At 57.5% G+C, this 14,502-nt stretch carries 9 protein-coding genes; 5 read left to right on the forward strand and 4 right to left on the reverse strand.

Annotated elements, in window-relative coordinates:
- Positions 1-101: 101 nt before the first annotated feature.
- Together CKX93_RS00295 and CKX93_RS00300 are read left to right on the forward strand one after the other, a co-directional pair.
- A complete protein-coding gene (locus tag CKX93_RS00295; protein WP_076754239.1) occupies positions 102-3,188 on the forward strand; it encodes an error-prone DNA polymerase in 3,087 nt (1,028 codons plus the stop codon).
- 67 nt (positions 3,189-3,255) lie between these two features.
- Positions 3,256-3,981, forward strand: coding sequence for a hypothetical protein (locus CKX93_RS00300; RefSeq protein ID WP_076754240.1), 726 nt, complete (start codon positions 3,256-3,258; stop codon positions 3,979-3,981).
- A 6-nt stretch (positions 3,982-3,987) separates the two neighbouring features.
- On the opposite strand, the gene CKX93_RS00305 is transcribed toward CKX93_RS00300, so the two are convergent.
- Genes CKX93_RS00305 through CKX93_RS00315 form a run of 3 tightly spaced genes read right to left on the reverse strand, consistent with a single transcriptional unit; the run spans position 3,988 to position 9,233 of the window.
- Positions 3,988-4,965, reverse strand: coding sequence for a quinone oxidoreductase family protein (locus CKX93_RS00305; RefSeq protein WP_076754242.1), 978 nt, complete (start codon positions 4,963-4,965; stop codon positions 3,988-3,990).
- A gap of 32 nt (positions 4,966-4,997) precedes the next feature.
- Entirely contained in the window at positions 4,998-8,090 is a 3,093-nt protein-coding gene (locus CKX93_RS00310; protein WP_076754244.1) for an efflux RND transporter permease subunit, read from the reverse strand.
- A 9-nt stretch (positions 8,091-8,099) separates the two neighbouring features.
- Positions 8,100-9,233 (reverse strand): efflux RND transporter periplasmic adaptor subunit, encoded by a 1,134-nt coding sequence (locus tag CKX93_RS00315; RefSeq protein WP_076754245.1) that lies wholly within the window; start codon positions 9,231-9,233, stop codon positions 8,100-8,102.
- A 212-nt stretch (positions 9,234-9,445) separates the two neighbouring features.
- Between CKX93_RS00315 and cydD the strand changes: the two genes are divergently transcribed.
- The 3 genes from cydD to CKX93_RS00330 are packed head-to-tail and all read left to right on the forward strand — an operon-like array spanning position 9,446 to position 13,117.
- Positions 9,446-11,092 carry a thiol reductant ABC exporter subunit CydD gene (gene cydD / locus CKX93_RS00320; protein ID WP_240076661.1) on the forward strand — a complete coding sequence of 549 codons (1,647 nt, stop codon included), beginning with the start codon at positions 9,446-9,448 and terminating at the stop codon, positions 11,090-11,092.
- The gene (gene cydC / locus CKX93_RS00325; RefSeq protein ID WP_076754247.1) at positions 11,089-12,768 is read left to right on the forward strand and encodes a thiol reductant ABC exporter subunit CydC; all 1,680 of its coding nucleotides are present in this window, start codon (positions 11,089-11,091) and stop codon (positions 12,766-12,768) included. The genes cydD and cydC overlap by 4 nt, the downstream gene beginning before the upstream one ends.
- Positions 12,758-13,117: a cupin domain-containing protein gene (locus tag CKX93_RS00330; protein WP_076754249.1), complete on the forward strand. Its 360-nt coding sequence runs from the start codon at positions 12,758-12,760 to the stop codon at positions 13,115-13,117. Before cydC ends, CKX93_RS00330 begins: the two co-directional genes overlap by 11 nt.
- On the opposite strand, the gene CKX93_RS00335 is transcribed toward CKX93_RS00330, so the two are convergent.
- On the reverse strand, positions 13,065-14,450 hold the full coding sequence (locus CKX93_RS00335; RefSeq protein ID WP_076754250.1) for a leucyl aminopeptidase family protein: 1,386 nt from the start codon (positions 14,448-14,450) through the stop codon (positions 13,065-13,067). The genes CKX93_RS00330 and CKX93_RS00335 overlap by 53 nt on opposite strands.
- Positions 14,451-14,502 lie beyond the last annotated feature (52 nt).

Here is a 14,502-nt window from a genome sequence, read left to right on the forward strand (position 1 = left end):
AGGAGTCAGACCCCTTCTTTATTTGGGGTACGACCCCAATTGGGGTCTGACCCCATTTTTTGCTTATACTGTTGATATATACAGTATAAGGAGAGATTGGCATGCTGCCCGCTTACGCCGAGCTGCAATGCGTCACCAACTTCACGTTTCTCAGAGGCGCTTCGCATCCTGAAGAGTTGGTGCAGCGAGCCGCTGAGTTGGGCTACGCTGCTTTGGCCATCACCGATGTGTGTTCGGTGGCCGCCGTGGTACGCGCCCACCAAGCCGCCAAAGAATACGGCCTGAAGCTGCTTATCGGCACACAAATCCAACTGACAGATCTACCCGGTGGCCAGCTGATGCTGCTGGCACGCAATACAAGCGGTTACAGCCATTTGTGCCAATTGATCAGTATCGGCCGCAGCCAAGCCGAAAAAGGCCAGTATTGCCTCAGCCTGGATAACCTCCCCAAAGATACCGATGATCTCATCGCGATTTGGGCCGTCGACTCCCAGACCCTGAATACACATACACCAAACCTACTCAAACCACTGCAAGAAAAATTCCCAAAGCGCCTTTGGCTGGGCGGCGGATTGTTTTGCAGCGCCACCGATGGCCAACTCATCCAGGATTTAGAAAATCTATCCGCCCACAGCGGCCTGCCAATTACCGCCGTAGGCGATGTCCACATGCATGTACGCGCCCGCCGCGCGCTGCAGGATGTACTCACCGCCATTCGCCTCGGCACCACCGTCGCCCAAGCCGGTCACGCCCTATTCCCCAACGGCGAACGCCATCTGCGCCCGCTTGAAGTATTAGCCCAGCACTATCCATCCCACTGGCTGGCTAATAGCCTTTCCGTGGCCGATGCCTGCCAATTCAGCCTAGACAGCCTGTGTTATCACTATCCACTGGATGATGTGCCCGAACACGAAGACGAAAACACCACCCTCAAACGCTTAGTCGACCAAGGCGCCCAAGCGTACTGGCCCGATGGTCTGCCCGATAAGGTCAGCCAGCTACTCGCCCATGAACTGAGCGTCATCGCCGAACTCGGCTATGCCCCCTACTTTCTCACCGTCTATGACATCGTGCGCTTTGCCCGTGAGCGCGGCATTTTGTGTCAGGGCCGAGGCTCTGCAGCAAACTCCGCCGTGTGTTACTGCCTGGGGATTACTGCGGTAGACCCCGCCAAATCCGATATGCTGTTCGAGCGTTTCATCTCCAAGGAACGCAATGAGCCGCCCGATATTGATGTGGATTTTGAGCATGAGCGGCGTGAAGAGGTGATCCAGTACATCTATAACCGCTATGGGCGAGACCGCGCAGCTCTGGCGGCCACAGTCATCACCTACCGTCGCCGCAGTGCCATTCGCGATGTCGGCAAAGCCTTAGGCCTTGCCCTCGATCGCCTGGATGCCTTGGCCAGCAATATGGCCCGCTGGGATGCGGGCTTGGCTGAGGAGCGCCTGCGTGAAGTCGGTCTGGACCCACAAGACCCTAGCATTGTGCGGCTCATGCAATTGGTCAAAGACATTTACGGCTTCCCACGCCACCTCTCGCAGCATGTGGGTGGTTTTGTCATCTCCCGCGAACCGCTACATACCCTAGTGCCTTTAGAAAATGCGGCCATGCCCGGGCGTACCATTATTCAATGGGACAAAGACGATCTAGACGCGCTGGGCCTATTGAAAATCGACGTCCTGGCACTGGGCATGCTCACCGCCATTCGTCGCAGCTTCGGCCTCATCGCCGAGCACACCGGCCAACAGTTAAGCCTAGACAGCATCCCCAGCGAAGACCCACAGGTCTATCAAATGATCAGTGCCGCCGATACCGTCGGCGTCTTTCAAATCGAATCACGCGCGCAAATGAGCATGTTGCCGCGCCTCAAACCGCGCACCTTTTACGATCTGGTGATCCAAGTGGCCATCGTGCGCCCGGGGCCCATTCAAGGCGATATGGTGCATCCCTACCTGCGCCGCAGCCAGGGTCTAGAACCGGTGCAATACCCACATGCTGATGTTGAGGCTGTACTCAAACGCACCCTAGGCGTGCCGCTGTTCCAAGAACAGGTCATTAAACTGGCCGTAGTGGCCGCCGGCTTTAGCGCCGGTGAGGCCGATGGTCTGCGGCGCGCTATCGCGGCTTGGCGGCGCAAAGGGCAATTACACGTCTTTCGTGAGCGCCTACTGCAAGGCATGACCGCCCGAGGCTACCCGCAAGCCTATGCCGAGCAGATTTACCATCAGATTTTAGGCTTTGGTGAATATGGCTTCCCCGAATCCCATGCCGCCAGTTTTGCTTTGCTGGCCTATATCTCCGCTTGGTTGAAACACCATCATCCCGCCGCTTTTGCCGCCGCCTTGATTAATAGCCAACCCATGGGGTTTTATGCACCCGCACAGTTGATTCAAGACGTCCGCCGTCATGGCGTGGAAGTCCTACCGGTAGATGTGTGTCATAGCCAATGGCATTGCACCCTAGAAGGCCCCACCGCAAAACCGAGTCTGCGTTTGGGTTTATGTCTGATTCAGCACCTGGGACAAGGCGCCGCACAGCGCTTACTAGAAGCACGCCAGCAACAAACTTTTAGCCATTGTGAGGATCTGATCCGTCGCAGCAAACTCGACCGCCGGCAAGTAGAAGCCTTAGCCGCTGCCGATGCCTTGCAATCCCTCAGCGGGCATCGCCATGCCGCGCGCTGGGATGCACTGGCCACCGAAGCGCCCCTGCCCCTGCTGGATGGGATACCCATTGAGGAACCCAAAGCTGCCTTACGCGCCCCCAATGAAGCCGAGAATCTATTAGCCGACTACGCCAGCTTAGGCTTAACCTTGGGACGCCACCCACTGGCTTTGATTCGTGAACAACAACCGCAATGCCCGACCCAAACTGCGCGCCAACTGGCGAATTTGGGCAATCGTCGCCGCGTGCGCTATGCCGGCTTAGTCACCACCCGTCAGCATCCGGCTTCGGCCAAAGGCACGGTTTTTCTCACTCTAGAAGATGAGACTGGACCGGTGAATGTTATTGTTTGGGCGCATTTGGTCGAGCGCTTTCGCCTGCCGCTATTACAATCCCAGCTGCTGGAGGTGCAAGGTGAGCTGCAACAGCAAGATGGCGTCATGCATCTCATCGCCCAACGACTGGATAATCGCAATGCCTGGTTGGGCGCTCTACACACCCGCTCACGGGATTTTTGTTAAATCCGGTTTGACAATAACCCCTCAAACTGGTCAGATTCAGATAGGCACCCCACAAAGAGTCCGGCACATGCGCCTTAGCAGGCTATTAATCGGGGTTTTATTCTGGGCTTCGGCTTCCCAAGTCAGTGCCCATGAACAAATTCGCGACTGGTGGATCACCGTCGAGGACTCCAGCGAACAGCTCACCGTCTTGGCTTTCACCCGCAGCGATGATGGCCACGCCTTCGCCATTGGCCAAACTCAAGAAGGCCCGATCAAAGCCGCGATATTGATTAATAACGCCCAACTCAGACTCGCCGATCAAGCCTGTTGCGTCGAAGCCCAAGTCATGGGGAACGGCGAGGCACCGATTATCTCGACCTATATCCGCCCCGGAGCACAGCGCGCCCAACAAGACCGCGAGACATTGGAGTGGGCTTTATGGCAGCCCGGCAGTGGTGAACCGCCCTCTGCGCTCGTTCAAGCGCTCATGCGCGGCGATACCGTGAGTCTGCGGGTTGAGGATGATTTTGGTGAACTGCATCAGCTCAGCTTCTCACTCAAAGGCGCTGGCGATGCTTTGCGCTGGATGATCGCCCAAGGACCCATGACCATCACCCATGACACGGTGGACACCCTCACCCAGCTCGCTGCCCATGAATGCCGCGGCGGCCGAGCCGCCATCGATCATTGCTTCGACAATATCGTCTCTTGCTGGGACCGTCAGCATGAGGGCGCCTCAGCCCTTGCCTTCCATGGCTGTTTGCGCGTCGCCGGTGTTATGGGGCCGCCACGCGCCCAAGCGGCGGAATAACCCGCCCTAAGGGATCAGTACGGTCGAGCCCGTGGTGCGTCGCGCCTCCAAATCGGCATGAGCTTTAGCCACATCTTTTAACGCATAGCGCTGGCCGATTTCGATCTTCACCACGCCCTGCTGCACGACTTCAAATAAATCCCGCGCCGCCCATTCCAACTCCTCACGCGTAGAGATGTAATGAAACAGCGAGGGTCGGGTCAAAAACAGCCCGCCTTTTTGCGCCAAAAGCCCCGGTGCAAACGGCTTCACCGCGCCTGATGCATTGCCAAAGCTCACCATCATGCCGCGTGAACGCAAGCAATCCAGCGAACCCATGAAAGTGGCATCACCTACCGAGTCATAAACCACATCCACACCTTTACCGCCGGTGAGCTCGCGCACGCGCGCCACAAAATCTTCTTCTTGATAATGAATCGGGTGATCACAACCATGAGCGGCCGCCAAAGCCGCCTTCTCAGCACTCCCCACGGTACCGATCACGGTAGCGCCCAAATGCTTGGCCCACTGACACACGATCAGGCCGACACCGCCGGCTGCCGCGTGAATCAACACAGTATCGCCGGGTTTCACGGCATGAATGCGGCGAATCAGATAATGCGCTGTCATGCCCCTAAGCATCATGGCTGCAGCCGTTTCATCACTGATGTCGTCAGGCAGTTTCACCAACTGTTCAGCAGGCATATTGCGCTCTTGAGCATAAGCGCCCGGCGGTGTCGCGGCGTAGGCGACCCGATCCCCTACTGATAAGTCCTGCACCTCAGCGCCGAGGGCTTCAACCACACCGGCCGCTTCCATGCCGAGTACGCCAGGCATTTGCGGCAGAGGATAAAGCCCCGTCCGGAAATACACATCAATGTAATTCAAGCCCACCGCGGTTTGTCGCAGACGTACCTGTCCTGGCTCAGGATCAACCACACTCATGGGCTCCCAGCGCATCACCTCGGGGCCACCGGTTTCATGGATTTGAATCGCAAAACTCATACCGCTTTTCCTTTAAAACGTAAAGACCCCCACTAGGAACTGGAGGCGCCAGCCGGCTCAGAATCGGGTAAGGCGGTCTCTGCCTGGCGATCTTTGGCCAAATAGAGATACACCGCCGGCACCACAAAAAGGGTGAACAACGTGCCGATGGTCATCCCCGCGGCAATCACCAAACCCATGGCAAAGCGCGCTCCAGCGCCTGCACCTGTGGCGATTAACAAAGGCACCATTGCTAATACCGTTGCTGCAGTAGTCATCAAAATCGGTCGCAGACGGATCCCCGCGGCTTTTTCGATGGCTTCACGCTTAGCTAGGCCCTCTTCCTGCAGCTTATTGGCAAACTCCACAATCAAAATGCCGTGTTTAGCGATCAGGCCAATCAGCGTCACCAGCCCCACCTGGGTGTAAATATTCAAGCTGGTAAAGCCCAAGCTCACAAAAATCAACGCACCGGCAATCGACATCGGCACGGTTACCAACATAATCAGGGAATCGCGGAACGACTCAAACTGAGCCGCCAACACCAAATAAATCACAATCAGCGCGAAGAAAAAGGTCATCACCAATTGCTGACCTTCCATGACCAGCTGTCTGGACTGCCCGGCGTAATCGACACTGTAGCCCGGCGGCAGTACATCGGCGGCGATCTTATCGAGCTCCGCTAAAGCATCGCCCAAGGTCACCCCAGGCCGAGGCACCGCCGATAAGGTCACCGCATTCAACTGTTGAAAGCGCTTCAGCTGTTGCGGCTGCACGCTGTGCTCTAGCGAAATCAATGTATCCAGAGGGACCAACTCGCCTTGCGCATTGCGGGTATAAAGATCCTTGAGCTGTTCAGCGTTGAGACGATCGACGCGCTGCAATTGGGGTACGACCCTATAGGATCGGTCCTCCATTGAAAACCGATTCACTGGCGCGCCGGCAAACAAAGCCGCTAAATCACCGGATAGGGTTTGCATGTCCACGCCCATCAGCGCCGCTTTCTCGCGGTCGATCACAATCTCGGTGCGCGGCCGGTCAATCTTTAAGTCCCCGTCAATAAAAATGAAACGCCCACTGGCCATGGCACGGCCGATCATCTCTTGCGCAATCTCCTGCATATTCTCCGGCACATCTGTGGAGCGGATCACAAATTCCACTGGGGCACCGCCACCAGCGCTGGGTAAGGACGGTGGCACTAAGGCAAACGTGCTCAAACCCGGAATCAGGTCCAGAGCGGGCTGCATGTCCTGCTCCAAAATCTCATGCGTACCACGCGAGCGCTGCTCCCATGGCGCCAACACGTAACCCGAAATAGCCAAATTGGTCAGACCACCAAACCCGTTGATAATAAACACATTATCCATCTCAGGGATATCGTCCAGGAAACGATTCAGAAGCGCTGTGTTGCGCTCCACCTGATCCAAAGTCGCTGTAGCGTCCGCCTCTGAGATGGCGAACACAAAGCCCAAGTCTTCCTTGGGCTCGAGCTCGGTGGAGCTGCTGACAAACAAGAAGTAACAAGATATCAACACAATCAGCCCAAACAACAACACCACATGCCGGTCATCCATGAGGCTATGCAAACGGCGCTCATAGCGCTGATGCAGGCCATCAAATCGTGCATCCAGCCAGCCCTCCAAACGACCCTTGCCGGCTTCGCCGCCACTGGGCTTGAGTAAACGCGAGCACAACATAGGCGAGAGCGTCAAAGCAATGACGCCAGAGAGAATCACCGATGCCGCCAGAGTAAAGGCAAATTCCGCGAACAGAGTGCCCGTGATACCACCGACAAAGCCAATCGGCAAAAACACCGCTACCAAACTGGTGGACATCGCCACAATCGGCCATGCCAACTCGCGCGCGCCCCTGAGCGCTGCATCGAATGGGGCCATGCCCTCCTCGATGTGTCGGTGCACATTTTCCACCATGATAATGGCGTCATCGACGACGATGCCGATGGCCAAAACCATGGCCAGCAGGGTCAACAGGTTGATAGAGAAGCCCAACAAAAACATCAAAAACAAAGTGCCGATCAAAGACAGCGGAATGGCAATCACCGGGATAATCACGCTGCGCATAGAACCCAAGAAGGCATAAATCACACCCACCACAATCAGCAGCGCAATGATGATGGTGATCAATACCTCGCGCAGGGCGCTCTCGATATAAAGCGTTGAGTCATAGACGATCTCGCCAATCAAGCCCTCCGGAAAGGCGCGCGCGATATCACTTTCCCAAGTATCACGAACCTCGGCGATCACATCTAAGGCGTTGGCATCGGGTGAGATCTCAACCCCAATAAATGTCGCCGTCAGGCCATTAAAGCTCACTGAGCTGTTGTAATTCTCTGAGCCCAGCTCCACATCGGCAATATCCCCCATGCGCACCAGGTTGCCGTTGTCTGAGCGAACCACCAACCGTTCAAACTCCGCCACGGTGGATAAGTCCGTGCTAGCGGTGAGCTCAACCGTCACAGCCTGGCCGCGAGTGACGCCCACGGGAGCCAAAACATTGTTTTGCAACAGGGCACGGCGCACATCATTACCGGTCACGCCGCGGGCCGCCATACGGTCGGGATCCAACCACAGGCGCATGGCAAATGTGCGGCTGCCAAAGATCTCAGCGCGCTGCACACCCGGGATCGTGGCAATCCGCGGTTCCACCACGCGCACCAGATAATCGGTGATTTGATTATTGTTCAGAACTTCCGAGTAAAAACTCAGATACATCGCCGCCACGGTCTCACCCACGGCCAGCTGCACCACCGGGTCTTCCGCTTCACCGGGTAGGTCACCACGCACCTTGTTCACTTGTGCAGCGATTTGTGTGAGTGCCTGATTGGGATCGTAATCCATGCGCAAAAAGGCCTCGATGGTGCTGACCCCTGAGACACTGGTGGAGACGATGTAATCAATGCCCTCTGCTGAAGCGATCTCACGCTCCAGCGGCGTGGTAATAAAGCCCTGGATGAGGCTGGCATCCGCCCCGGTGTATACCGTAGACACCGTCACCTTGGCATTCTGGATTTCCGGAAATTGGCGGATATTCAAATCCAGCCCAGCACGCAGCCCCAACAACAAAATAAACAGACTGACCACCAAGGCCAGCACGGGCTTACGAATAAAAACATCGGTAAAGCGCATGGCGGCCGCCTAGCTATCGATCGGGGTGGGCATGAGTTCTTCCGGCGGGTTCACCGCGGGATCATCAATAATCTCAACCACGCCTTCATTGCGCAGCTTCAATAGTCCGCTGGTGGCAACGCGCTCGCCGGCTTCCAAGCCCTCAAGAATAATCACCAAATCCCCACGCCGCTCACCGGTGCGCACCAAGCGCTGATAGGCACGCACGGCTCCCTCCTCATCCTCACGAATGGTGTAGACCAACTCGCCATAAGGCTGAAATCGCACAGCTGACTGCGGCAACACCAAGACATCAGCCACTTCACCCATATCTAAAGACACCCGCCCAAACATGCCCGAACGCAACAAACCATCGGCGTTATCCACCAGTCCCTGCAAGGCCAAAGTTCTGCTTCCGGCGGCTACGCTAGGCTCAATAGCGATGAGCTCGCCATCCAGCGGTTCCTCACGAGTCGCAGTGTGCAAAACAAAATGCTGGCCCGAGTACACATGCCGGGCATGCCGTTCAGCCACCGAGAAATTCACATGCAGCTGATCGCGCGTCTGCAGGCTAACAATGGGTTCGCCGGCGTTCACAAACTGCCCCTGGTTGACTTGCCGAATCCCTAGCTCACCGGCAAAGGGCGCACGCAACACCTTTTGATTGATTCGCGCTTGCTGCTCTTGCACCGCTGCGCGCGCCTGCCGGGCCTCGGTTTGCCGGCGCTGCAGGTCCGCCACCGAAATATTATTCTGTTCAGCCAACCGCTCGGCACGCGCCAATTCCAGTGCCGCCAGTTCACTGGTGGCCTCAAGACGCTCCAATAAAGCCTGTTCGGTACGCGTATCTAAGCGCAGCAGCACATCTCCTGCGGCCACGCGACTGCCACTGGCAAATAGGATCTCATCAACCACTCCGCCGACCTCTAAAGTCAGCATCGTGCCTTGCACAGCGGCCAAATCCCCCACGGCCTCTAGCTGTGGTTGCCAAGCCATGGTTCTCACCTCACTCACCGTCACCGCTGCGATCGGTGGCGGCAAATTGTCGAACAAATCAGTGAGAAAAGCGTTCAGCCAAGCTTTAAAACCGAAGATGCCCCCAAAAACAATGAGGACCCCAGCGAGCATGATGATCATGCGGCGATTGGATAGTCGCAATGGCATAGTGTTGATGAAGCCTTGATTGAAAGGGGCAGGCAAAGCCTGAGAAAGGAGATAGTGTAAGGGATTGTGGCACCATTCAGAAAGGCTACAATGACCCCGCTTGTGACATAGGACTAGTGACTCTGACTCAACAATCCACAGAAAAATCCCATCAGATCACACCAGGGGATGCTCAGCGATGGCTGGCCGCACAAACGGGGGCTGAGTCACGCTTGCTGCAATCGGCCGTTTTTGCTGGCGCGGTGGGTGGCTGGTTGGTGATCGCTCAGGCGGGGTTGATTGCCTGGATTCTGACGCAGATCTTGCTCCATAGCGCGCCTGCGTCAGCGCTATTGGGGGCTTTTGTTAGCTTGGCCGCGGTCATGCTGCTGCGTGTGACCCTTGGCTGGGTACGAGAGGTACTGGGACAACGCGCGGCACTGGGCATCCAGGGTCGTCTGCGGCAAGAGTTATTCGCGCACTTAGGGGCCTTGGGACCCGTACGACTGGCGGACTATCACAGCGGCAGTCTATCAGCAGCGCTGGTGGAACAAATCGAGGCCTTGGGCGGCTACTACCAACGCTATTTGCCGCAGGTGAAACTGGCTTTACTGATTCCTGTGGGCATTTTATTGGCGGCGGCTTGGCTGCATTGGCTGAGTGCACTGATTTTATTGCTCATCGCGCCTCTGATTCCGCTGGCTTTGGCGCTGTTTGGCATGGGTGCAGCGCGCATTAGCCGACGCCAGCAAGCCACCGTGGCGCGCTTGGGCGGTCACTTTCTCGATCGCCTGCAGGGTCTGGTCACGCTGCGCTTGCTCAATGCCCAAGGCGCCGCCGCCCGGGCCGTGTACGCCGCAGCTGATGGCTATCGGCAATCCAGCATGAAAGTGCTGCGCGTCGCCTTTTTGTCCTCAGCAGCCCTTGAACTGGTGAGTGCCGCGGGCATCGCCTTAGTGGCCATTCTTATTGGGTTTACACTCATGGGCTGGATTGACTGGGCATGGGCGCCAGAGATAAGCCTATTTGCAGGCCTGTTTGTGTTACTCATGACACCGGAATTTTTCGCGCCCCTGCGTCAATGGGCACAGTCTTATCATGATCGCGCCAACGCCATTGGGGCGGCGCAAAACCTCATACCCCTGTTGCATCGAGAGGCTCCGAAGGCCGCTCCTGTCCATACAAGAAACTTTTCGGCTGCCAAGCGTGAGTCGCAAACCGGTGCCGAAGTGCAATTGGACGATGTCTCGGTGCATTACGGCCGCGGCCAGCCCGCTTTGCATGAGGTCAGCCTCAGCATAAAGCCCGGCGAAAAAATCGCTCTAGTCGGCCCTTCAGGATCCGGAAAATCCACGCTATTGCATGTCTTAGCGGGATTCATCCAAGCCGATAGCGGTAGCGTGCACATCAATGGTGCCGACCCAGATCCTATTAATCAGATCGCCTGGGTGGGTCAGCGACCCCATGCCTTTAGCGGCACGTTGGCGGACAATATTCGCTTGGGCAACCCGGATGCCGATACCGGCAGTCTCGAGCATGCAGCCACCCAAGCGGGCGTCATGAAATTCGCCCGCGCGCTACCGGCTGGCTTGGACACGCCACTGGGTGAGCGTGGTCATGGTCTTTCTGGCGGCCAAGCCCAGCGTCTGGCTCTGGCAAGGGCCGTGCTGAAAAAAGCGCCTTTATGGCTACTGGATGAACCCACCGCAGGCCTAGATCCCGATACCGAGGCGCAGGTCTTGGACGCCTTAGAGCAATCGGTGCGAGCCGGCGCTACGGTCTTAATCGCCAGTCATCATCCGCGCGTGATGGCCTTTGCCGATCGCGTTATCCACTTAAGTGATGGCCGCGTCAGCGCGCCCGAGGCGGCATTGCCATGAACCATATCTGGCCTTTTGTGCGACAAGCGGCGCCGCGCCTGCCCTGGTTCATCCTTGGCATCCTGCTCTCCGTACTGGCGGTACTTGCCGCCATGGGTTTATTGGCCGCTGCCGGTTGGATTGTAGCGGGCGCAGCCAGCATCAGCCTGCTGGCGGTAGGCAGTATCGAGTTAGGCCGCTCTACCGGCCTGATTCGCGGCTTTGCTCTGACTCGCACGCTCGCGCGCTACGCCGAGCGTTTGGTGAATCATGAGGCGGTGTTGCGCCATCTCGCGGATTTGCGCCACTGGCTATTCATGCGCCTGGCACCTCTGGATCCCGCGACGCTGGCGCGATTTCGCTCAGCCGACTTGCTGCAAAGGCTGGTGGGCGATGTCGACACCTTGGATGGCATTTTCCTCAGAGTCATCACGCCCACGCTGACCGCCTTATTCACGCTACTGGTGGGCGCGATTGTGCTGGGCTGGCTGGCGCCGTTGACCGGGCTTTGGATCATTATCCTGCTCGCGGGTACCGGTATCGTCTTACCGCTTGTGGCTTTGACCATGGGTAAACCGGCCGGTGAAGCGCGCACCATTGCTGCCGCCCAAGTGCGTGAGTTGGCTATTGAAGGCGTTAAAGGTTTAGCAGAACTGCGGGTGTTTGGTGCTTTAGAAAAGCATAGCCAGGCATTGCAATCAGCTGAGGCAAACCGGGCCCGCGCCGAAGCCCGCCTTGCTGCCTGGGGAGCCTTGGGTGATTCCGCGGTACTATTGGCTACCTTGGGTGCTTTGTGGCTGGCGCTGTGGTTGGGCGCTGCGTGGGTGGCCAATGACCAGCTCTCGGCGCCATTGGTGGTCGTGATTGTGCTGGCTAGCTTGGCCATTGGCGAAGCTTTGCTGCTGTTGCCTGGCGCTTTTTTGCGCATCGGTCAAATTAATGCCGCGGCTGGGCGCTTGCGGCAAATCTCTGATACCACCTCTTCGCTACCCGAAGCCGCCCAACCCGCGCTTATGCCCACTGGCGAAGCGCTTAGCATTGACAAGCTAAGCCTCAGCTATCCCGGCCGAGAGGCCGTCTTACGGCAGGTCTCCTTTTCCCTGAAACGGGGTCGTACCCTATTAGTGACGGGAGCGAGTGGTTCGGGTAAGAGCAGCTTGGCGCAGGCATTGCTGCGCTTGGTGCCCATCGACTCAGGAGAGATGCAGATCGATACGACGCCGATTGAGGCGCTGCGCTATGAGGATTTGTACACGCTGGTGGGCGTGCTCAGCCAAGAGACGGTCTTATTTGCCGACACGGTGGCGGGCAATCTGCGCCTGGGCAAGACCGATGCGAGTGAGGACGAGCTCTGGGAAGCTTTGCGCCTGGCGGTTCTGGATGAGTTCATCCAACAACTGCCCGAAGGCTTGGAAACGCCGATTGGTGAGGGCGGCGCCCTTCTCTCGGGTGGTCAAGCCCGGCGTTTGGCGCTGGCGCGCATGTTGTTGCGGCAACCGCAGATCGCCATTTTGGATGAGCCCTATCGGGGTCTGGATGCAGGCACCATCGATCAGCTCAATCAGCGCCTAGCGCCCTGGCTGGCGCAGCGCTGCGTACTGGTCATCGCTCATGAGCCCAGCATGTCACCCCCAGCCAGTGAGCATCTGCAACTGCTGCAAGGACAACTCACAGGGGCGGCGCCACATGGCGGGTAATTTCTTCGAAGATCTCAAACCTGGCGCGAAAGAGCGCGTGGACGCCCTATTCCAAGGTCAGCATGCACGTATCGAGCGCATCGTCTCTCATGGCCACTGCTCCCCCGAGGGGTTTTGGTATGACCAAGGCGAAGCCGAATGGGTGATGGTGGTTCGCGGTCAGGCTATCTTGGATTTCAAGGAGCCCGAGGAGCGCGTCACCCTAACAGCCGGTGATTGGCTTTGGATTGCGGCTCAGCGCCCGCATCGCGTGCATTGGACCACGCCCGATGAACCCACCCTATGGCTGGGTGTATTTACCGGGGATAGCGCGCTTCCAACATCGCATAAGCCGCCCGAATCCCCATAGCCTCGCCGCCTTTTGGCCGACCCGGACGTGAACGAGTGTTGTAGGCCATGACGTCAAAATGCGCCCACAGCTGTTCTTGGGGCACGAAGGCTTTGAGGAATAAGCCGGCAGTGATGGCACCGGCATAGCCACTGCCACTGCTATTGGCAATATCAGCGATATCGCTGTCCAGCATATGTCGATAGGGATTGTGCAGGGGTAAACGCCAAACAGGATCATCGTTAGCCATGCTGTGCGCCAGCAAACTATCGGCTAGCGCATCATCGTCGGTGAAATAAGCCGCGATTTCCGTGCCCACGGCAATACGCGCTGCGCCAGTCAAGGTTGCAAAATCCAAAATCAAATCGGGCTTTTCTGCACAGGCCTCAGTCAGCAGATCACACAGTACTAAGCGCCCCTCAGCATCGGTATTGTCCACCTCGACACTCAAACCGCCGCGAGTGGGGATCACATCCCCGGGCCTAAAGGCTTGGCTGCCTATGGCATTTTCCACCGCGCCAATCAGCACCCGCAGACGCACCGGTAAGTGCTGCGCCATAATCAGCCGCGCCAAACCCAGGACATGCGCGGCCCCGCCCATATCCTTTTTCATCTGGCGCATGCCCTTAGACGGCTTTAAATCTAAGCCGCCCGAATCAAAGCACACGCCCTTACCCACCAAAGTGACTAAGGGATGCTGGGGATCCCCCCAACGTAAATCGAGACAGCGCGGTTCATGGGCGCTGGCACGACCCACCCGATGGATCGCGGGATAATTTTCTTTGAGCAGCTTATCGCCAACAATTTGGGTGAATTCGCCGCCGAAATGCTGTGCCAGCTCCTCACACACCACTGCCAAATGCTCGGGCATCATGTCTTCAGCGGGGGTATTGATCAGATCACGCACCAGCGCCACCGCCTCCACCGTATGCGTGATCAAAGCCACGTCTTGGAATGGCCAACCGGCCAATGACAAGCGCACATGATGGTTCTTGGGTTTCAGGTAACGCTCAAAGCGATATCCCGCCAAGCCCCAGCCGATCGCCGCCTTGCTGGCCTGTGCCTGTGACCAGTCAGACTCCAGCGTGTAAACGCCCGCTGGCAACTTCCCCGGTGCACTGGCCAAATGCCAGCTGGGGCCCTCGCTTTCCATCCCCACCAGTACCCGTGCGATCTCACCGCGATCACCTGGCAGCGCCAAAATCTGCCCGGGACGGGCCTTGAATTCATTGTGGCCGACCCAATCTCTCGTGTTCTGAGTTTGCCTTTCCAGCCACGACTGCAAAGCCTCGGGGTGTAAAGCCACCAATGGGGTGCCTGTGGCGTCGCTGGCCACCGAAAAACAGTGCTCCATGGATTTTCACCTCATCCAAACGAACCGCGAGTTTAGCAGACTCCGGCCATAA

This window comes from Ectothiorhodosinus mongolicus (assembly GCF_022406875.1).
Lineage (GTDB): Bacteria > Pseudomonadota > Gammaproteobacteria > Ectothiorhodospirales > Ectothiorhodospiraceae > Ectothiorhodospira > Ectothiorhodospira mongolica.

Coding starts and splice junctions, on each gene's coding strand:
- CKX93_RS00315 (WP_076754245.1), bottom strand. CDS start 9,233: ATGCCATTGCGACTATCCAATCGCCGCATGATCATCATGCTCGCTGGG.
- CKX93_RS00295 (WP_076754239.1), top strand. CDS start 102: ATGCTGCCCGCTTACGCCGAGCTGCAATGCGTCACCAACTTCACGTTT.
- CKX93_RS00330 (WP_076754249.1), top strand. CDS start 12,758: ATGGCGGGTAATTTCTTCGAAGATCTCAAACCTGGCGCGAAAGAGCGC.
- CKX93_RS00300 (WP_076754240.1), top strand. CDS start 3,256: ATGCGCCTTAGCAGGCTATTAATCGGGGTTTTATTCTGGGCTTCGGCT.
- CKX93_RS00335 (WP_076754250.1), bottom strand. CDS start 14,450: ATGGAGCACTGTTTTTCGGTGGCCAGCGACGCCACAGGCACCCCATTG.
- cydC (WP_076754247.1), top strand. CDS start 11,089: ATGAACCATATCTGGCCTTTTGTGCGACAAGCGGCGCCGCGCCTGCCC.
- CKX93_RS00305 (WP_076754242.1), bottom strand. CDS start 4,965: ATGAGTTTTGCGATTCAAATCCATGAAACCGGTGGCCCCGAGGTGATG.
- CKX93_RS00310 (WP_076754244.1), bottom strand. CDS start 8,090: ATGCGCTTTACCGATGTTTTTATTCGTAAGCCCGTGCTGGCCTTGGTG.